This is a genomic window from Chitinophagales bacterium (genome assembly GCA_020635995.1).
Taxonomy (GTDB): Bacteria; Bacteroidota; Bacteroidia; order Chitinophagales; family UBA8649; genus JAFMKE01.
In genome coordinates this window covers 1-18,553 of the sequence record JACJYS010000008.1, presented here as the reverse complement: position 1 = coordinate 18,553, position 18,553 = coordinate 1, and the positions used below count along the sequence as shown (strand labels likewise).

The following is an 18,553-nucleotide window of genomic DNA, read 5'->3' as shown; positions in this document are numbered from 1 at the left end:
TGAATTTAACACTCCAAATCGTGGCACGAGTAGCAGAAATAACAAAAACATCAAAAATATTCCTTACATTTGAGTTGTGGGTTTTTTTAAAAGAGAAATGGAAAATCAGCAAGGATGCCGACTATGTGGGGAAATTAATGAACTTAAAAAATAGGACTATGAAAAGGGTATATCTAATGATAATATTTTTACTATCTGTTGCGTTGGTTTTGCAATCTTGCTCACAAGATAAAATAGATAAAAGAAATTTGAAAGGGGATTGGCAAAGGAATATTGCAGATTTTAGTTCAGTAATGATAGATACAGTAAGTTTTGATAGAAAGCATTATTATTCAAAAGAAGGTACGTTTAAGTATTATTTAGAGGATAATTATTTAATTCTTGAAAAAAATAATGGAGAAGAATGGACTAGATTTGAATATACTTTTGAAACAAAAGAGCGTGTTCACTTACAACCAATGTTTACACTAAATCAGAATATCACACTTTTTAAAATTGATTAGAGATGAAGAAGATAATAATATTGGTATTTATTGTAATAGTTGCAATAAACACTTTAGAGACTAAAGATGGGTATTTGCCATTCAAGGTGTTATTACCTTGAATAATTCCCTGCAAATACAGCATCAATAGTAAAAAAATGCTTATATTTGGTTTATCGGTTTAATAAAGAAATGGAAAATCGGCAGGGATGCCGACTATGGGGAGAAATTATAAAGAAACCAAAAAAATTGTAAAACAATGAAAAAGATAATGAAATATAGCTTAATTGCATTTTTAGGAATTGCAACTTTATTGGCTTGCAAAAAAAAAGATGAACCTATACGAGATAGCAACTTAATTGGAAATTGGAAATTTGAGCATATAAAAACCATCAATTCTTCGCAAGTAATTACTGACACAGGAACGGTTGCTACTTATATGGTTTTAACAATGAAAGAAGATTTTACACTTAATTCGGGAATTAAATATTTAGGAAATTATTGTATTTTGAGTAATAATGGTAATATTTCTATCAATATTGCAAGAGAAGATAGATCATTAGTTCCAACACCATGGTGGGCTCAAGTAATGATGGATGCCCTAAATGATGCAGAAAGATATTCAATAAAAGAAGATACACTTAGAATGTACTATCAAGATTCTTGGCAGGCAGATTTCACTAAACTTTAATATTTAATTTGTAGTAACCAATGAAACAGATACTAAAATACATCATAGTTGCATTTATAGGAATTATTTCTTTATTAGCATGTAATGAGCCTGAGGAAGAGGTTTATTACAAAGGGACTTTTTACCCTGTAACAACAAGTGCTAATGATTGCGGTTTAACTTTTGTTATTGAAACTGGAGATAATACTGGTCTAAGAACAAAGCCTATTAATCCTCCTGACTCTATTTATCATTGGTTGGAATTAGAGGTGCAGTACAAAATTTTGACAGATAGTTTTCATTGTACTATTGCTGGTCCTTCGGTTGGTGGTGCTAATAAATCATTTGTTAAAATAGAAATACTAAAGATTAAAGAGTAGTTAGTAATAAATGAGCAAGTAAATAGACTTCGCCATTCAAGGTGTTATTACCTTTCCGTGCTGTCGGGAGTTTCCTCCCGACATTTCTAATAGAATGTTTATTTTTAAACCATGGGATTAAGAAACAGAGCAAATTTTAATGAGTTCAATATCTTTTTTATAACTACAACTTGCAACAAATGGTTGCATTTACTTAGCTTAGGCAATAGTATGAGAATAGTTGTAGAAAGTTTATCGTTTTGTTGTAACAAGTATCAGGCAAGCATTATGGCTTATATTTTAATGCCTAATCATATCCATTTGTTAATTCATTTTGAAGATGGGAAAAACAGGATAAGTTTTATGAGAGATTTTAAAAAAAATTACATCTACACAAATTAGAAAAGAAATTGAAAGAACAGAAGCTAATCTTCTTGAAAAAATTAGGTATTCAAAAGGAAAGCAATTATTTAAAATTTGGCAAGACAGGTTTGATGAATTGTATATAGAATCTAAAGAGTTGTTTGAACAAAAAATGGATTACATACACAACAATCCGTTGCAAGAACATTGGAAATTAGCCAATGAACCAAAGTTATACCAATATAGCAGTGCATTATTTTATGAAGAAAATATACAAAGAGAATTGATTGTAAAACATTATGCTTATTTTTTTTAATTTTGATAATTGGTGTATCAAAGTGTCGGGAGGAAACTCCCGACAGCACAAAAAATTGGTGTATCAAAGTGTCGGGAGGAAACTCCCGACAGCACAAAAAAATACTAATAGAAGTTTAGAACTTTGAATATGAAAATTTGGGTAAAATTCGCCTATATAAAACAACACAACTGATACAATACTCTTGCTCCTACATTTGCGTCCCAGGTGTTGTTTCCTACTTCGTTTAAATCGCAGCCAATAATTGTTCTGCCACTTTCTTTTACTTTTTTCATCAAATAAATAGCTTCTTGAAATTCAAAACCTCCGGCTACGGGCGTGCCTGTATTGGGGCAAAGTTTAGGATCTAAACCATCAATATCAAAAGAAATATATACTTTTTGTGGCAGTGTAGCTACTATTTGTTCCACTTGGTCTTTCCATGTTGTGCCACTATATTGCTCTTCTTTCAGTTTTTCATCATAAAAGCAATGAATAGTATTATTGTTGTTAATAAAATCAACTTCTTCGGCACATATATCTCTAATACCTACTTGCGTTAAACTTTTTATTTGTTCTATTTGCACGGCATTGTAAATTATTGAAGCGTGAGAATAAGTAAAACCTTCATAAGCTTTTCGCAAATCTGCATGGGCGTCTATTTGCAAAATACCAAACTCACTGTGCTTTTGAGCTAAAGCCTGCATATAGCCTAAAGGCGTGCTATGGTCGCCACCTAAAAGAATTACTTTTTTATTTCTGTTAAGCAGGGTAGTAGCTTGTTCAAAAACCCATTTTCTAAGTTGATTACACACTTCATTAATTTCATTAATGGTTTCTTGCAGTTCTGATATAGCTTTACCTTTTTCTAATAGCAAAATAACTTCTTGAGCTTTTACTTTGTATTTGTTGTTAAGTTGTAGTATTTCTTCCGAAACATCTAACATATATATTCCTTGTTTCCAAGCGTTAGGGTAGGTGTGATGAAATAAATCTAACTGAGGCGATGCTTCTAATATTTTAGCGGGAGCTTTTGATGTTCCATTGCCAAAACTGGTGGTTACTTCCCACGGCACAGGTAATATTATAATGTTAGAATCTTCAAAACTAAAGGGCAAGCCAAATATATTTCCATTGTCAACGCCTACACCCGAGGGATTGTAATTTTTTATTTTTTCTTCTTTACTCATTGTCTATTTCTCCATTTATTATTGATGCCACAGTGGTATCTCCGGTTACGTTTACCATAGTTCGGCACATATCTAATATTCTATCTACGGGCAAAATTATAGCTATCCATGCAGGGTTTAAACCTACGGAGCTTAAAACTATCATTAGCATTACTAAGCCGGCACTGGGCACGGCAGCAGAACCTATGGAAGCTAAAGTGGCTGTTACTACTATAGTTAGCTGTTGCCCAAGGCTTAAATCTATTAAGTGTATTTGAGCTAAAAAAATGGCAGCTACCGCTTGATATAAACTAGTGCCGTCCATATTTACCGTAGCACCTATAGGTAGAACAAAACCACTTATATTTTTATCTACTTTAAGATTTTCTTCTACTACTTCAATAGTTACGGGCAGTGTTGCCGCACTTGAACTTGTAGTGAAAGCTAACATTTGAGCAGGAGCTATTTTCCTAAAAAATGGAATGTATTTAAAGCCTTTAACCAGTAGTTTTAGTAAAATAGGGTAAAAAATAAAAACCATGAAAGCTAAGCCTAAAACAACAACAATAGCATAAAAACCTAAGCCTTTAAATATGTCTAACATTTTGCCTAAATCATCGCCTGCCATTTCGGTTAAAATGCCTGCCATTAGAGCAAACACAAAAAACGGTGTTGCCATCATAATGAAATCTATCATTTTTAAGAAAACTTCATTGGTAGCATTAATAAAATTTTCCAGAGTTTCTCTTTTATCTTTGGGAATATATAATACTGCTAAACCAAAAAACAGTGCAAAAAAGATAATTTGAAGCATAGAATTTTCTATTAAGGCCTCAAAAATATTGGTAGGAACTACATCTACTAAAGCTTGAAGTGGACCACTGTTTAAAGTTTTGTTAGCTGTATTTATTTTGTCTAATACTTCTTGGCTAACTTCTTCATTAGCTAAAGCTGTTTTAGCTATTTCCAGCAGTTCTGTATTTTCCGATTTACAGCTAAAACATTGCCCATCTTTTATGGGTATTTGGTTACTTTGAGCCCATATTTCATATTTAAGGCGGTTTTCTAATCGGGTATCTTGCTCTAAAATTTTGCCGGGAGAAAGGAGATTAACTAAAATTAAGCCTACACTAACGGCTATTACCGTAGAAAAAAGATAAAAACCTAAGGTTTTAACACCTATTTTACCTAAATTTTGAGGAGTACCTATACTTATAATGCCACTCATTACAGAAAAAAGTACCAAAGGAATAGCTATTAATTTTAAGACATTTATAAATATTTTGCCAAAAGGAGCAATCCAATTTATAGTAAACAAACTTAGTCCAAACTGTGTAGAAGCTACTGCCCAAATAATGCCCAATATCATTCCAATAATGATTTTCCAGTGTAGTGCCAGTTTTTTCATAGCTTGTTAGTTTTAGCTTGCAAATATAAATCTGCCAAAACTAAATTTGTCATAGCCTCTACAATGGGCACAGCACGGGGCAAAACACAGGGGTCGTGCCTGCCTTCCATTTTTAGGTCTATTTTATTGCCTTGTTTATCTACCGTTTTTTGATTTTGCATTATGGTGGCGGTGGGTTTAAAAGCCACTTTAAATATTATGTCCATACCATTGCTTATGCCACCTTGCACACCTCCTGAGTTATTTGTAGTTGTTTTTATTACTCCATTTTCGGTAGTAAATTCATCATTGTGTTCAGAGCCAAAGAGTTTAGTGCCTTCAAACCCACTACCTATTTCAAAACCTTTTACCGCAGGAATAGAAAGCATAGCTTTAGCTAATTGTGCTTCTAATTTGTCAAAAACGGGTTCGCCTAAACCGATAGGGCAGTTTTTAACTACGCAAGTAATTATTCCACCTAATGAATTGCCTTGTTCTTTGGTTTTTTCAATCAGTGCAATCATTTTATCAGCCGTTTCACTATCTGGACATCTAACTATGTTTTTTTCTATTAAATTAAAATCTAATTGCTTGAGGTTTTTATTTAAGACAATATTTTTAATAGAAGAAACAAAAGCTGTAGTTTTAATATCTTGTTTTTGCAGTAATTTTTTGGCAATAGCACCTGCGGCTACACGCATAGTAGTTTCCCTTGCCGAGGCTCTTCCGCCTCCTCTATAATCTCTTATGCCATATTTTTTTTCGTAAGTAAAATCGGCATGGCTGGGGCGAAAAGTATCTTTTAAATTGGTGTAGTCTTTGCTTTTAGCATCTGTGTTTTCAATAAGCAAAGCAATAGGTGTACCTAATGTTTTTCCTTCAAAAATTCCCGATAAAATTTGAATGTTATCATTTTCATTTCGTTGGGTTGTTATTTTAGATTGTCCTGGTTTTCTTCTGTTTAGTTCATTTTGAATGTCGGCAATTTCTATTTCTAAATTAGCAGGACATCCGTCTATAACAACACCCATAGCTTTACCATGGCTTTCGCCAAAAGTGCTTATTTTAAAAAGATTTCCAAAGGAATTTCCGGACATAAAATTAGTTTGTTCTCCATTTAGAAAAATGTTTCCTATTTTCTATAAAAAGATTATATTGTTTATCTGACATTATAGAACCTTTTATTAGTAAATTAGTTATATTATTAGATTCTTTATTGTTTTTTTGCTATTCAAATCGTTTTTTAGCTTAATAATTTTTAGAAGTTCTAAATACACTATGTTAAATCTTAGTTCCATAAATTAAAGATAAGAATTTTTTCTTAGCGATAGCTTACGCACAATTTTTTTGTGTACATTCGGCATTTTTTCAATACGCAATACTTTGGTTGTTCAGTTCTACATTAAAATTTACTTTTGCTCCCAAAGCTTTAAATACTTTCAAAATAGTTGTAAATCTTGCATCGGTAGTACTATTTTCTATTTTAGAAATCTGAGCTTTTTTCACACCAACAAGTTCACCTAATTGTTCTTGTGTTAGGTTTCTTTCTTGTCGGGCTTGTTTAATGGCGTATCCTAATAAGTCAAGTCTAAGTTCGTTTTCAAATTCGTCTCGCTTTTTAGTTCCTTTTTTGCCGATATACTCGTCAGTCAATTTTTCTAAAATATATGTTTTCATTTCTTTTTATTTTTCTCATTAAAATACTTTTGTCTTGCTCTTTCAGCTCGTTCAATTTCACTTTTCGGAGTTTTATCTGTTTTCTTGACTAATCCGTGAGTTGAAATAACAACTGTATCTGATTTATCGGTTTTGTCCCAAAAAGCGAACAATCTGTAATAAGTTTTGTTGAATTTTGTCCTAAAGTACCAAATTTCCTCTTGAAGTTTTTTGAAAAGCTCTTTATCGTTTGTACTTCTTGCTTTTCAAATATTGTAAACTATCTTAGTTCTTGTTTTTTATCAAGTTTATCTAAAAACTCTTTGGCTTCTTCCAAAAATTCAACTCTAAACTTGTAGTTGTCCATTCCATTTTTTACAAAGATAAGGGTTTCTTAATTAGGAAACAAATAAAGTGCTTAAATTCTGTTCTTTTTGGTGGTATATTTTGGTTTTCTGACAATTATACCGTTTTGGAATATATATTATAATTAATTACTACTCACATCTACTTAAACGCATTCACGCCTGTTACATCCATGCCTGTTATTAGCAAATGAATATCGTGTGTGCCTTCGTAGGTTATTACGCTTTCAAGGTTCATTGAGTGTCGCATAATGCTATAATCGCCACTAATGCCCATACCACCAAGCATTTGCCTTGCTTCTCGGGCTATGTTAATGGCTATCTCGCAGCTATTGCGTTTTGCCATAGAAATTTGTGCCGGAGTGGCTTTGTCTTCATTTTTAAGTGTTCCTAATCGCCATACTAAAAGCTGTCCTTTGGTTATTTCGGTTATCATTTCTGCCAGTTTCTTTTGCTGTAGCTGAAAACCTGCCAAGGGTTTATCAAACTGGTGGCGTTCTAAACTGTATTTCAATGCCGTATCGTAGCAGTCCATAGCAGCACCCAAAGCTCCCCACGCTATACCGTAGCGTGCACTGCTTAAGCAAGTTAATGGACCTTTTAAACCTTCGGCATGAGGCAATAAATTTTCTTTAGGCACTTTTACATTGTCAAAAACCAACTCGCCCGTAATGGAAGCACGCAAACTCCATTTGTTTTTTATTTCCGGAGCAGAAAATCCTTCCATGCCTTTTTCTACAATTAAGCCTTTTATTTTGCCTTGTTCGTTTTTTGCCCACACTACGGCAATATCAGCAAGAGGGGAGTTGCTTATCCACATTTTAGCTCCGTTTAATAGATAATGGTCGCCTTTGTCTATTATAGTGGTTTCCATGCCGGCAGGGTTGCTGCCGTGGTTAGGTTCTGTTAAACCAAAGCAACCAAACATTTCGCCACTGGCCAATTTAGGCAAGTATTTCATTTTTTGTTCTTCGCTACCAAATTTATATATGGGATACATAACCAAACTACCTTGCACACTTGCGGTGCTTCTTATGCCGCTATCGCATCTTTCTAATTCTTGCATAATAATGCCGTAGGCTATATCATCTAAACCACCGCCACCGTACTTGGCAGGAATACTGGGACCAAAAGCACCTATATCGCCCAATTCTTTAACTACCCACTTAGGAAATTCCGCTTTTTGGGCATAATCATTAATAACGGGGCTTAGCTTTTTCTTTACCCAATCTCTAATAGATTCGCGTATTACCTTGTGTTCTTCTGTAAGCAGTTCATCTACTAAATAATAATCGGGGTGCGTGTAAGTATCTTGTTTCATGTACTTTGTTTGGTTTAATTATTTAACTACAAAAATACATGAAATGTTTTGATAGTAAAGTATGACTTTATATTATTCTACCGAAATAGTCCAATCAAAATACTGACCATTAGGGCAATATAGAGCCATTACATATTTACCTACTGCTAAATTGGTATTATTTATTGTATTTTCTTTCTCATTAAGCTGAGTTTGATAAACTGTTTTGCCATCTAACGAATAAATATATAAATCTATATTTTCCGTAACCGTTTCAAATTTTATGGTGAAAGTGCCAGAGTTAGGTATAGGGTAAACAGAAATTTGTTCTTTATTTAAACAAGTTTTAGTAATTTCTTGAATTTGCTCTTGTTCTTCCTCAAAAGCCGTTTTTCCGCTATTGCCACCACCCGGATTATAAGGCACATCTATATCTGTTAATGAAATAGGTTTCCTACACGTTCTATTACCCGCCTCATCATAGCAAAATTGACGAGCATTGTATATGTATAAAGTAGTTTGGCTAAAAATGTATTGTAACCCAAAAATTAAAACTGATGTAATTAGTATTTTTTTTCATAATGATTATGTTTAAAAACGGTTATAAATGTGCTGCCACGCCTTAGAATTTAATTTTTCAATAGTTAGTTCAACTTTATATTCTTCTCTTTCGTATTCATATCTTTCTTTCCAGCTCATACCAGTATTAGATCTATTATACCAATAACCAGTCATAATTTGTACAGGAATCATATATAAATAAAGTTTTTCACACTTATTTTGTCTATAAAAGTCTTCAAAATTTGCATATCCTTCTTGGTTATATTTCAGCATTATAGTATCATCACCTGCTGCCGTTACATAAATTGCATCATCATATATTTCTTTATCAGGAATAAAATTATTGCCTTCTTTAGATATTAGAACAAAAAAATTAATGCCATAATTAATAACCCCGACAGTAAGTTCCTCTTTAAAATCCATATTTCGGTTGCATTTGTTTTTGCATGAAGTAGCCAACAGCATAAAAGCTATAATAGTTATTAGTGAAATTCTTTTCATAGTGATATTTTTTTAAGTTTAATATTGTTATTCATAAGTGTATTTCCAAGCATTAGAATTTAATGATTCTATATTTAACTCTATTCTTTTCTTTAAGTCTTTTTTTATACTATCAAGCCTTGTAGTATTATTATTGTTTCCCCAATAATGATTACCATCAGAATAATCAATATTGTATAAATATAAACTGCTACACTCATTTTTTCTAAAAAAATCTTCAAAATTTCTAAAGCCTTCATAATCGTATTTTAGCAAAAGTGTAGTATCATGCCCGTCACTATACAGGTGTATATCTTCTATACGAGAGCTGGGCACAAAATTATCATGCCTTGAAATATAAAAATAGCTCCTTTTGGTATAAGCCGTTGTTATATCTGACCGAGTATCATATACGGTAACATACTCTTTAAAATTCATATTTTCATTGCATTTTTCTTTACAGCCTACTATTAAAAAAAGTAGGGCACTTGCTATAATTAATTTCTTTATTTGTTTCATTTTTTTGATTTTCATTCTATTACTTTTACTTCCCAGTTTCTGGCATCTAAGCTATCTATTGTAAATGTATATCTGCCGACTACTCTTCCTACTTCCGGCTGTGAGGAACAACATACAGAATCAGTCTCAGAGGTACAATAGAGACTATCAACAAATACAAAGCTAAAATAAGGCGAATTTAATTTATCATCATCTAAACATTCATCATTACCTAAATCTTGATAAGTGTACGCAGAATTTGGATTTAAAGTCGTACCGGCAAAACCACTTTCGCATTGAAAGTAAACTGAATCAAAATTAGCCCATCTAACATAAATTTTACTGCTGGTATTGTTAATAAAATTTATTTCTAAAGGTTTTTCACATTTATCGCAAGAAAATATGGTAAGTGCTATAAGGTATAGTATTAATATTATTGTATTTTTCATTTCATATTATTTATTAAGGTCCTTGATTATATCTGTTTGTATTTCCCATCCCTCTATTAAAAAATGATGTAAATCCTCCAAAGAATAAGCTTCCATAATCCCAAAAACTTGCACTTACATTAGTCAGCAAAGCCATTTGTTCTGGATTATTAAAATCAATATTAATTGCGTTTTCGCCATTCAAGGTGTTGTCACCTTGAATTATTTTCCTAATACTCTGCATTGTGATTTACCATTTTTTGGTATTTATATTTAGTTTTTGTTTCATTTTTTTTTGATTTATTTAAGGATAATAAACTTTAAAATCGTTTTGTTCTAATAGATCAATAGTTATAAAAATTCTATCCAATACTAAATCATTTTCACGTATTGTTACCCAAGAACTATCTCTGAATATTTCATTATCAATTATAAATATGCATAGAGAATCATTAGGGGAACGTTCTATTAGTTCATTCCATGGGAATATGGATGTTTCTTCATTACAATCATTACTCACTAATAATTCAGCAAAATGATCTTCTGAAGGTAATGAGTAATAAGGATATGTGCTACTACTAGTATTACCTCCTATCACATAGTATATTGATTCTTGAGAATTATTGCATATAACAATATTATACTCCTCATCACACGATGTGACAAAAAGAGTAATTATTAAACAAAGATAAATTAAATAATTATTCATGTTTTTTAGTTGGGTCTTGTTGGGAATCTCCATTCATAATCCAATTCCCAATTAATTCCATAATTGGTTTCAAAATAACGTTTAGCATGCCTATTGGCACGTAGTTCAGTTTCTTCATCTCCTGTGGCACTTCTTATACCAATTTTGCCTAGATAAAAAGGTCCAAATCGGTGGCTGTCAAATGTGTGTCCGTATTCATGCATATATAATCCATTTGCTCTTAAATGTATTTGTTGATTAAAATCAACATTCCTGTCTATATTTATAAAGTTACTTAATGATACTCCATCCCATTCTTCTCTTAAATCAGGGCTTGTAGAATAGGTTGCACCTGCAAAATGACTAAAGAGTTCCGAACTTTTAAAAAGTTCGGAACTCTTCAAATTGCTGCCGTACCATTTTTTAGTATTTAGTTTTTGTTTCATTTTTTTTGTTTTTTAAGGGTAAGTAATTGTCCAATTTAAGCTATCTAAAATTTCAAGCGTTAAATCATATCTTTTTTCTATTAGGTTTTCTGCCTCTATTCTTTCCCAACTTACTTGCTCTATAGTGTCTTTATTGAAAAAATATAACATTAATATTTGGGGGCTTTTTTCTTCAAACCAATAAATCCATGCTCCTGGAATATCTAATACACTATTTGAGGTTATTAACAAATGATTTGTGTTATTATTTGGAATTAATGGAAAAGGCAAGTTTGAAACTAAAGTATCAGTGGGATTTTGAAAATCAAGAGTATATATGATATCTATAGGGGAATTGTTCTTTATAACTATTGCAGAATCATCAGGATCTTCCCTATCTGGACAAGCCAATAAAAATAAACTTACTAATAACAAAGGAAAAAGTGATTTATTCATAATTATTATTTTTAAAAGCCAAGTAAACCTATCCCGCCATTTTTCTTGTGGTCGGCATCCCTGCCGATTTCCCACTTTTTTATTAAACTCATAAACCAAATGTAAGGAATATTTTTGATGTTTTTATAATTGGTATAATAGTAATATTTTTGCAAAAAACAACCATGTTAAAAATAGGCTTAAGCAATATAGAAACACACGGGCATCACGGAGTATTTAAAGAAGAGCAAGAAAAAGGCAATACTTTTTATACCGATGTAGAGGTTTGGTATAAAAGTGAAAAATCAGTTGAAACAGATGAACTGGAAGATACTTTTGATTATCAAATAATATATGATGTGGTAAAAGAAGAAATGGCAAAACCTTCAAAACTGATAGAACACCTTGCCGGGCGTATAGTTAAATCATTGGCTAAAAAAGATAAGCGTATTAAAAAAGTATATGTACGCATTGCTAAAAGCAATCCACCTATAAAAGGCGTAGCCGAACAATCAATAGTTAGTTTAAAGGAAAAAGTAAACTAATACCAATTGTAAACACAAAATAGTCTAAACTATTTTTTATTTTTACAATGGTAAATGCCGATAGAGCAGTACAATAAGGCGTAGCCGAGATTGGACTATTATATATTCCTAATCGGTATTATTTTTTGTTCGGGATTACCGTCTTCACGGCAATGACGTTTTGAGGAGAATTTTTTTCTGTCTCGTTCGTCATTCCTGTGGAGGCAGGAATCTCAAAGTCAAAATATAAGTATAACCAAATAGATTAAGTAGCCGATATTGGACTATTATATATTCATAATCGGTATAAAACTGCTTCTTAAAGATCAAAAAATCATCAACTAAAGACCAAAGTCTATAGACTAAAAACTAATCTTTTAAAAGTTTTAAAGCTTCATAAAGAGCTTTTTCGCTGGCGTCAAATTTGCCATCTACTAAAAATACCTCTTTAGCTATATGTAGTAAATTTTCTTTGCTAAATTCTTCGTTTAAATGAACTCTGCGTTGTTCTTCTATAAACTCTAAGGCTTCTATATCGTTGTGGGTTTCAAATAAATCTAACATTTCAAAGTAGGTAGCATCTCCTACCATTTTTTTAATATGTTTTTCTTCTTTATCTCTTATTTCAAAATCTGCTGTGGCAGCATATATCATTATATAAGCTATAAACTCTTCTAGGGTATATACATCATTCTGTTGCATAGTTCATTAAATTTATACTTCTAAGTTAAGCATAAATATTTTAACAAAATGCAAAAACTGAGAAATAAAATCAAATAAAAATATCTTAGCTTCCATTATTAGAAAAGTTATTTTATATTTGCACTCCATTTAAAGGAAATGGTCGGGTGGCCGAGAGGCTAGGCAGTGGTCTGCAACACCATCTACACCGGTTCGAATCCGGTCCCGACCTCCAAAAAAAGCTCAACAATGGTTGGGCTTTTTTTTAATACCATGTTTATTTACCTCTTATTAATTGATTAATAACACTTATTAATTACTAATCATAAACAATAGTATTACATTTACACTTAAATTAATTTGAAGAGAAGATTATATGTCAAAAAAAAATAAAAAGAAAAGCTCAAAAAGTAAAGGAAATTCAGGAATAGACGGAGCTATACTAAAATATATAGAAAACAAAAGCAAAACGGGCTTAAAAATTAATAGAATATTTACCCACTTTGGCAAAAAATATACTAATGAAAAAATAGAAACAGCTTTAGTACGCTTAGAAACAAGAAATTTAGTAGAATTTAGCGAAAATGGTAAAGTATCTAAAAAAAGATTTTTAGAGAAACCTAATGAAGTAATAATAGGAAAAGTAGATTTAGCTAAAAGTGGTATTGCTTATATAATAGTAGAAGGTTGGGATAATGATATAAAAATCCCAAGAAAATATACTATGAATGCCTTAAATAACGATATTGTAGAAGTAGAGCTTACCAAATTTAACAAGCAGAATCCCGAAGGTAAAATTTCTAAAATAGTAAAACGGTCGCAGAGTGAGTTTATCTGCAAATTTCAGCCTACCGATGGTTTTGGCTTTGCATTGCCTATAAATGACAACGTACCTTTTGATTTTTTTATACCCGAAAGCTATACTAAAGGTGCTCAAAAAGGCGATTTAGTAATAGTGCATGTTATAAACTGGGAAGATACTGCCGGCAAAAATCCGGTAGGAAAAGTAGTAGATAAATTATCCGGTTTATCGCCCAACGAAATAGAAATGCGTTCTATTTTAATGGAGCAAGGCTTTAATCTTGTTTTTCCAAACGAAGTAATACAGGAAACTGAAAAAATAAAAGATTTTATTTCTAAAAAAGAAATAGCAGAGCGTTTAGATTATAGAAATGAACTTACTTTTACTATAGACCCACAAGATGCCAAAGATTTTGATGATGCTTTATCGGTAAAAGAATTAGAAAACGGAAATTATGAAATAGGCATACATATAGCCGATGTTTCGCATTATGTACGCCCTGGCAGTGCTATAGATAAAGAAGCACAGCTAAGAGCCACTTCGGTTTATTTGCCCGATAGAGTTTGCCCTATGTTGCCCGAAAAATTGTCTAACAAAGTGTGTTCTTTACGCCCCGATGAAGAAAAATGCACTTTTAGCGTATTGTTTGAATTTGACAATAAGAAAAAGATAGTTAACTACACTTTTGCTAAAACCATAACAAAATCGGACAGGAGATTTACTTATGAAGAAGTACAGGAAATACTTGAAAACAAAGAAGGACAATATTATGCCGAATTAAGCTACTTAGACAGTTTAGCCAAAAGTATTAGAGCTGAGAGAACTAAAAATGGAGCTATAAATTTTGAGAGCGATGAAGTGCGATTTAAACTTGACGAAAACGCTGTTCCTGTAGAGGTTTATTTAAAAGAAAGAAAAGATGCTCATTTGCTGGTAGAAGATTTTATGCTATTGGCAAATACCACCGTAGCAAAATATTTTAGCAAATTGGATACTCAAAAATCAAACCAAGGAGCAGTATATAGAGTGCATGATAAACCCGATATGCAACGCCTGCAACAGCTGGCTAACATAGCTAAAAACATGGGATATTCACTTACGTTTAAGGATGAAGAACAAGCCAGAGATGTACTGAATAATTTAATGGAAATGGTAGAAAAAAATCCTAAATTAGATGTACTCGGTCGTTTAGGAATACGCTCTATGGCTAAGGCTGAATATACCATAAAAAATATAGGTCATTACGGTTTGGGCTTTGAGTATTACACCCATTTCACTTCGCCTATTAGAAGATACCCCGATGTATTAGTACACCGTATTTTATTGCAAATGCTACTAAAAGAAAGACCTTTTTATAGTAAAAACGAGCTGGATGAATTATGTAAATCATCAAGTTTAATGGAACGACAAGCCCAAAAAGCAGAAAGAGAAGCCATAAAATACAAACAAGTAGAATATTTATCTAAATATGTAGGAGAGGAGTTTGAGGGCGTTATAAGCGGTGTTATTTCAAGAGGTTTCTTTGTAGAGTTAAGTGCTAACAAATGTGAAGGTTTTGTTTCGTTAAATGAAATGAAAGAAGATTTTGTATTTGATGAAGAGCATTTGAAATTAATAGGAATGAGAACTAAAACCGTTTTCCAAATAGGAAACGATGTAAAAGTAAAAGTGGTAAGCACCAATCTAAAAGAAAAACAAGTAGATTTTGATATAGTAAAATAATGCTAAACGCAAGTTTGTAATCAATAAAAAAAAGGAAAATATAAATAATGAAATTTAATAAAGAGATAAACGAAGCATTTGCCCAATATAATAATACTTATTTTAAGTATATGAATGAAGCTTTAAAAGCTCCAATATTGTATGCAATGGAAAGCGGAGGTAAATATTTTAGACCTTTATTAATGGCTTATAGTGCTGAAATGTTTGGTTGTAGTTATAAAAAAGTATTGACCAATGCTTATGGAGTTGAGTTGTTTCACAATTTTACCTTACTGCACGATGATATTATGGATAATGCCGAACTGCGAAGAGGCAAAAACTCTGTTTTTAAGCAATATGGGCAAAGTGCAGCCATATTAAGTGGCGATGTAATGCTAATTCAATCGTTAAAAATTACCGCAGAAACCAATGGGCAAATTGATAATAAAATATACAATTTAATGCACCAAACTGCAATAGAAATACACATGGGGCAGCAGATGGATATTGATTTTGAAGAGATGCCAAAGGTAACAGAGTCGGACTATTTAGTAATGATTACCTACAAAACTGCTGTATTATTGGCTTGTAGTTTAAAAATAGGAGCCATTATAGCTGAAACATCTATACAAAATACAGAATTGGCTTATGAATTTGGTAGATTAATAGGCATAGCATTTCAAATACAAGACGATTATTTAGACACTTTTGGTACGGCAAAAGTAGGCAAAAGAATAGGCGGAGATATTTTGAACAATAAAAAAACTATTCTTTATATTTCAGCATTAGAAAGAGCCAATAATATTCAAAAACAAAGATTATCAGAACTTTACAGCACAAAAGATGTAGAAAATGAGCAAGCTAAAATAGATGAAGTAGTGCAGCTTTTTAAAGAAACAGGAGCTAAACAATACTGCCAAAATAAGATTAAAGAGCTACATGAAGAAGCATTGAGTGTGTTAAATAAAATAGAAACAGATTTTTCTAAATCGGAACTTCAAAAAATAGCAGATAAAATAATAAGTAGGGAAGAATAGAGAACGTTTACTATTAATAGAACAATTTTATTTTTGAATCTAAAAAAATGATTAAATTTGCTATCCGAAATAATATTGTTAATTAAAATTTATATGTAGTGGAAAATCAACATGGATTCTTTTCAAGAAAATTGAGAGCAGGAAAAAGAAGAACGTATTTTTTTGATGTGCGTTCTACAAAGCAAGGTGACTATTTTGTTACCATAACAGAGAGTAAAAGAAAGTTTGATCGTTCGGGATATGATAGCCATAAAATCTTTTTGTATAAAGAAGATTTCCAAAGTTTTAAAGATTCTTTAGATGAAACAATTAATCATATTAAAACGGAGTTAAACCCCGATTTTGATTATGATGCATATAATAGAGAAGTATATCAAGAGCAGGCAGAAGAAAATAGAAACGAAGATGAAGAAGTTTCTGTAGAAGATAATTTTAAAAATGATGCAGCTTTAAAACAAAATAATAATAAGCCACTTGTAGATTCATCTGACCAAGAGTTGAATGACGAAGCAATGTCGTGGTAATTTTTTTAAAAAGAAGTAATTAATTATTGAAAGGGTGCTTTTTAGTGCCCTTTTTCATTCATAAAATAGAAATAAGTGAGTTTAAAATGCGGAATTGTAGGTTTGCCAAACGTAGGGAAATCTACTTTATTTAATACCCTTACCAAAGCCATAAATGCTCAAGCAGCTAATTTTCCATTTTGTACCATTGAGCCTAATGTAGGTATTATTACCGTTCCTGACGAACGATTGAAAGTATTGGAAAAATTAGTAAATCCACAAAGAGTATTGCCTACTACGGTTGAATTGGTGGATATAGCAGGTTTAGTAAAAGGAGCAAGCAAAGGAGAGGGTTTAGGAAATCAGTTTTTAGGAAACATTAGAACGGTAGATGCCATTGTGCATGTTATTAGATGTTTTGAAGATACTAACGTAATACACGTAGATGGAAGCGTTAATCCTGTTAGAGATAAAGAAGTAATAGATACCGAGTTGCAGTTGAAAGATTTAGAATCTGTAGAGAAAAAGCTGGAAAAAAATAAACGTGCAGCAAAAAGCAATGATAAAGAAATATTGCGAATGGTAGAGGTACTTCAAAAATATAAAGAACATATAGAACAAGGTTTGCCAGCCAGAACATTGGAAATAGATAAAGAAGACAAAAAGTATATTGAAGACTTAAATTTGCTGACTGATAAACCTGTGCTATATGCCTGTAATGTGAGCGAAGAAGATGCTAAAGACGGCAATGCTTTTGTAGAGCAAATAAAAAAGATAGCGGAAGAAGAAGGAGCAGAAGTATTGGTCATTTCTGCCAAAATAGAATCGGAAATAGTACAGTTAGAACCAGATGAGCAAGAAATGTTTTTAGAAGATTTAGGCTTAACGCAAAGTGGAATGGATAGATTGATAGCTGCATCGTATAAATTATTGAGTTTAGATACTTATTTTACTGCCGGAGAAAAAGAAGTACGTGCGTGGACAATACATAAAGGCACTAAAGCTCCGCAGGCAGCAGGCGTTATTCACTCCGATTTTGAAAAAGGATTTATACGTGCCGAAGTTATAGCATTTGAAGATTTTAAAGAGCTGGGAAGCGAAGCTGCTTGCCGAGAAAAGGGAAAGCTAAGGGTAGAAGGGAAAGAGTATATTGTTAAAGATGGCGATATTTTACATTTTAGATTTAATGTGTAAATAAGACCATATTTTAATCTACATTGAGTTTCGGTTCTCCCTTTCATGGTCTTTTGACCCTAAAAGGGGAGAAGTGAGGGACAAACATAACCTGACATGTTACTATCAACTATAGTTATTAAACCTGTCAGGGCAAGAAGCCAATATTGGACTATTATATATTCCTAAACGTTATAAAGATTTTTTATGACTGCCTATAAAGATACCAAGAAGTGTTTTCTATTGATTTTTCTTTAGAAAAAAGATACAAACTTAAGGTGCACTTTTACCCGACCTTAATCAAAAATACGTTAAGAAATGGTATAAAAAAGACATCCACTATGAATGAAATTATAAAACGGTAAACAGACAAATTAGTATGCTCCAAAAAGTGAAAATACTTTAGGAAAATTGAAGTTGAGCATACATTAATTTGTCCTCGTCTGTTTTATAGCATTTTAGTATTTTTGATTACAGTCTTGACTTTTTGTTACTTTTGTGTCAAGACAAAAGTAAAAGAATACAAACGGCAACTCAAATTACTTAAACTTCCAAAAAATATATTTCAGAA

At 31.9% G+C, this 18,553-nt stretch carries 24 protein-coding genes, 1 tRNA gene and 1 pseudogene; 11 read left to right on the top strand and 15 right to left on the bottom strand.

Translation table 11 applies throughout. The features are described from left to right. Window positions 1-158: 158 nt before the first annotated feature. The 5 genes from H6578_11135 to H6578_11115 all read left to right on the top strand — a co-directional run bounded on the left by H6578_11135 (window position 159) and on the right by H6578_11115 (window position 2,190). Entirely contained in the window at window positions 159-503 is a 345-nt protein-coding gene (locus tag H6578_11135) for a hypothetical protein (GenBank protein ID MCB9227705.1), read from the top strand. Window positions 504-741: 238 nt separating this feature from the next. Then, entirely contained in the window at window positions 742-1,173 is a 432-nt protein-coding gene (locus H6578_11130; protein ID MCB9227704.1) for a hypothetical protein, read from the top strand. 20 nt (window positions 1,174-1,193) lie between these two features. After that, a complete protein-coding gene (locus H6578_11125; protein MCB9227703.1) occupies window positions 1,194-1,532 on the top strand; it encodes a hypothetical protein in 339 nt (112 codons plus the stop codon). A gap of 111 nt (window positions 1,533-1,643) precedes the next feature. Continuing rightward, on the top strand, window positions 1,644-1,913 hold the full coding sequence (locus H6578_11120; protein ID MCB9227702.1) for a transposase: 270 nt from the start codon (window positions 1,644-1,646) through the stop codon (window positions 1,911-1,913). A 133-nt stretch (window positions 1,914-2,046) separates the two neighbouring features. Continuing rightward, entirely contained in the window at window positions 2,047-2,190 is a 144-nt protein-coding gene (locus H6578_11115) for a hypothetical protein (protein ID MCB9227701.1), read from the top strand. Between the two features lie 152 nt (window positions 2,191-2,342). On the opposite strand, the gene H6578_11110 is transcribed toward H6578_11115, so the two are convergent. The 14 genes and pseudogenes from H6578_11110 to H6578_11045 all read right to left on the bottom strand — a co-directional run bounded on the left by H6578_11110 (window position 2,343) and on the right by H6578_11045 (window position 11,582). Beyond that, a complete protein-coding gene (locus tag H6578_11110; GenBank protein MCB9227700.1) occupies window positions 2,343-3,359 on the bottom strand; it encodes an agmatinase family protein in 1,017 nt (338 codons plus the stop codon). Then, a complete protein-coding gene (locus H6578_11105; protein MCB9227699.1) occupies window positions 3,352-4,746 on the bottom strand; it encodes a dicarboxylate/amino acid:cation symporter in 1,395 nt (464 codons plus the stop codon). Before H6578_11105 ends, H6578_11110 begins: the two co-directional genes overlap by 8 nt. Further along, on the bottom strand, window positions 4,743-5,822 hold the full coding sequence (gene aroC, locus H6578_11100) for a chorismate synthase (GenBank protein MCB9227698.1): 1,080 nt from the start codon (window positions 5,820-5,822) through the stop codon (window positions 4,743-4,745). The genes H6578_11105 and aroC overlap by 4 nt, the downstream gene beginning before the upstream one ends. Window positions 5,823-6,093: 271 nt before the next feature. Beyond that, window positions 6,094-6,402 carry a helix-turn-helix transcriptional regulator gene (locus tag H6578_11095; GenBank protein ID MCB9227697.1) on the bottom strand — a complete coding sequence of 103 codons (309 nt, stop codon included), beginning with the start codon at window positions 6,400-6,402 and terminating at the stop codon, window positions 6,094-6,096. Beyond that, window positions 6,399-6,748 (bottom strand): annotated as a pseudogene (locus tag H6578_11090) (type II toxin-antitoxin system RelE/ParE family toxin). The gene H6578_11095 and the pseudogene H6578_11090 overlap by 4 nt, the downstream one beginning before the upstream one ends. A 140-nt stretch (window positions 6,749-6,888) precedes the next feature. Next, window positions 6,889-8,067, bottom strand: coding sequence for an acyl-CoA dehydrogenase family protein (locus H6578_11085; protein MCB9227696.1), 1,179 nt, complete (start codon window positions 8,065-8,067; stop codon window positions 6,889-6,891). Between the two features lie 72 nt (window positions 8,068-8,139). Further along, a complete protein-coding gene (locus tag H6578_11080; protein MCB9227695.1) occupies window positions 8,140-8,472 on the bottom strand; it encodes a T9SS type A sorting domain-containing protein in 333 nt (110 codons plus the stop codon). Window positions 8,473-8,637: 165 nt separating this feature from the next. Continuing rightward, window positions 8,638-9,108, bottom strand: coding sequence for a hypothetical protein (locus tag H6578_11075; protein MCB9227694.1), 471 nt, complete (start codon window positions 9,106-9,108; stop codon window positions 8,638-8,640). Window positions 9,109-9,135: 27 nt separating this feature from the next. Continuing rightward, window positions 9,136-9,621 carry a hypothetical protein gene (locus tag H6578_11070; protein ID MCB9227693.1) on the bottom strand — a complete coding sequence of 162 codons (486 nt, stop codon included), beginning with the start codon at window positions 9,619-9,621 and terminating at the stop codon, window positions 9,136-9,138. Beyond that, window positions 9,618-10,034: a hypothetical protein gene (locus tag H6578_11065; protein MCB9227692.1), complete on the bottom strand. Its 417-nt coding sequence runs from the start codon at window positions 10,032-10,034 to the stop codon at window positions 9,618-9,620. Before H6578_11065 ends, H6578_11070 begins: the two co-directional genes overlap by 4 nt. Window positions 10,035-10,047: 13 nt before the next feature. Continuing rightward, window positions 10,048-10,257 carry a hypothetical protein gene (locus H6578_11060; protein MCB9227691.1) on the bottom strand — a complete coding sequence of 70 codons (210 nt, stop codon included), beginning with the start codon at window positions 10,255-10,257 and terminating at the stop codon, window positions 10,048-10,050. Between the two features lie 60 nt (window positions 10,258-10,317). Then, entirely contained in the window at window positions 10,318-10,722 is a 405-nt protein-coding gene (locus H6578_11055; GenBank protein MCB9227690.1) for a hypothetical protein, read from the bottom strand. Window positions 10,723-10,727: 5 nt separating this feature from the next. Then, complete coding sequence (locus H6578_11050) at window positions 10,728-11,147, bottom strand: hypothetical protein (protein ID MCB9227689.1); 420 nt, start codon at window positions 11,145-11,147, stop codon at window positions 10,728-10,730. 12 nt (window positions 11,148-11,159) lie between these two features. Then, window positions 11,160-11,582, bottom strand: a complete 423-nt coding sequence (locus H6578_11045) for a hypothetical protein (protein ID MCB9227688.1) — start codon at window positions 11,580-11,582, stop codon at window positions 11,160-11,162. 164 nt (window positions 11,583-11,746) lie between these two features. Here H6578_11045 and folB point away from each other — a divergent pair, with 164 nt between their 5' ends. Next, entirely contained in the window at window positions 11,747-12,106 is a 360-nt protein-coding gene (gene folB, locus H6578_11040) for a dihydroneopterin aldolase (protein MCB9227687.1), read from the top strand. 348 nt (window positions 12,107-12,454) lie between these two features. On the opposite strand, the gene H6578_11035 is transcribed toward folB, so the two are convergent. Further along, complete coding sequence (locus H6578_11035) at window positions 12,455-12,787, bottom strand: hypothetical protein (GenBank protein MCB9227686.1); 333 nt, start codon at window positions 12,785-12,787, stop codon at window positions 12,455-12,457. A 140-nt stretch (window positions 12,788-12,927) separates the two neighbouring features. Here H6578_11035 and H6578_11030 point away from each other — a divergent pair. From H6578_11030 to ychF, 5 genes are all read left to right on the top strand, one after another. Then, window positions 12,928-13,001 (top strand) — tRNA-Cys (locus tag H6578_11030). 141 nt (window positions 13,002-13,142) lie between these two features. Continuing rightward, window positions 13,143-15,290 (top strand): ribonuclease R, encoded by a 2,148-nt coding sequence (gene rnr, locus H6578_11025; protein ID MCB9227685.1) that lies wholly within the window; start codon window positions 13,143-13,145, stop codon window positions 15,288-15,290. Between the two features lie 47 nt (window positions 15,291-15,337). Continuing rightward, window positions 15,338-16,306, top strand: a complete 969-nt coding sequence (locus H6578_11020) for a polyprenyl synthetase family protein (protein MCB9227684.1) — start codon at window positions 15,338-15,340, stop codon at window positions 16,304-16,306. A 98-nt stretch (window positions 16,307-16,404) separates the two neighbouring features. Continuing rightward, entirely contained in the window at window positions 16,405-16,830 is a 426-nt protein-coding gene (locus H6578_11015) for a DUF3276 family protein (GenBank protein MCB9227683.1), read from the top strand. A gap of 75 nt (window positions 16,831-16,905) precedes the next feature. Continuing rightward, the gene (ychF, locus tag H6578_11010; protein MCB9227682.1) at window positions 16,906-18,003 is read left to right on the top strand and encodes a redox-regulated ATPase YchF; all 1,098 of its coding nucleotides are present in this window, start codon (window positions 16,906-16,908) and stop codon (window positions 18,001-18,003) included. The last annotated feature ends 550 nt before the right edge of the window (window positions 18,004-18,553 follow it).

Bases quoted from the DNA above. Each gene is read 5' to 3' on its own strand.
- H6578_11135 (MCB9227705.1), top strand. From the start codon at position 159: ATGAAAAGGGTATATCTAATGATAATATTTTTACTATCTGTTGCGTTG.
- H6578_11130 (MCB9227704.1), top strand. From the start codon at position 742: ATGAAAAAGATAATGAAATATAGCTTAATTGCATTTTTAGGAATTGCA.
- H6578_11125 (MCB9227703.1), top strand. From the start codon at position 1,194: ATGAAACAGATACTAAAATACATCATAGTTGCATTTATAGGAATTATT.
- H6578_11120 (MCB9227702.1), top strand. From the start codon at position 1,644: ATGGGATTAAGAAACAGAGCAAATTTTAATGAGTTCAATATCTTTTTT.
- H6578_11115 (MCB9227701.1), top strand. From the start codon at position 2,047: ATGGATTACATACACAACAATCCGTTGCAAGAACATTGGAAATTAGCC.
- H6578_11110 (MCB9227700.1), bottom strand. From the start codon at position 3,359: ATGAGTAAAGAAGAAAAAATAAAAAATTACAATCCCTCGGGTGTAGGC.
- H6578_11105 (MCB9227699.1), bottom strand. From the start codon at position 4,746: ATGAAAAAACTGGCACTACACTGGAAAATCATTATTGGAATGATATTG.
- aroC (MCB9227698.1), bottom strand. From the start codon at position 5,822: ATGTCCGGAAATTCCTTTGGAAATCTTTTTAAAATAAGCACTTTTGGC.
- H6578_11095 (MCB9227697.1), bottom strand. From the start codon at position 6,402: ATGAAAACATATATTTTAGAAAAATTGACTGACGAGTATATCGGCAAA.
- H6578_11085 (MCB9227696.1), bottom strand. From the start codon at position 8,067: ATGAAACAAGATACTTACACGCACCCCGATTATTATTTAGTAGATGAA.
- H6578_11075 (MCB9227694.1), bottom strand. From the start codon at position 9,108: ATGAAAAGAATTTCACTAATAACTATTATAGCTTTTATGCTGTTGGCT.
- H6578_11070 (MCB9227693.1), bottom strand. From the start codon at position 9,621: ATGAAAATCAAAAAAATGAAACAAATAAAGAAATTAATTATAGCAAGT.
- H6578_11065 (MCB9227692.1), bottom strand. From the start codon at position 10,034: ATGAAAAATACAATAATATTAATACTATACCTTATAGCACTTACCATA.
- H6578_11060 (MCB9227691.1), bottom strand. From the start codon at position 10,257: ATGCAGAGTATTAGGAAAATAATTCAAGGTGACAACACCTTGAATGGC.
- H6578_11055 (MCB9227690.1), bottom strand. From the start codon at position 10,722: ATGAATAATTATTTAATTTATCTTTGTTTAATAATTACTCTTTTTGTC.
- H6578_11050 (MCB9227689.1), bottom strand. From the start codon at position 11,147: ATGAAACAAAAACTAAATACTAAAAAATGGTACGGCAGCAATTTGAAG.
- H6578_11045 (MCB9227688.1), bottom strand. From the start codon at position 11,582: ATGAATAAATCACTTTTTCCTTTGTTATTAGTAAGTTTATTTTTATTG.
- folB (MCB9227687.1), top strand. From the start codon at position 11,747: ATGTTAAAAATAGGCTTAAGCAATATAGAAACACACGGGCATCACGGA.
- H6578_11035 (MCB9227686.1), bottom strand. From the start codon at position 12,787: ATGCAACAGAATGATGTATATACCCTAGAAGAGTTTATAGCTTATATA.
- rnr (MCB9227685.1), top strand. From the start codon at position 13,143: ATGTCAAAAAAAAATAAAAAGAAAAGCTCAAAAAGTAAAGGAAATTCA.
- H6578_11020 (MCB9227684.1), top strand. From the start codon at position 15,338: ATGAAATTTAATAAAGAGATAAACGAAGCATTTGCCCAATATAATAAT.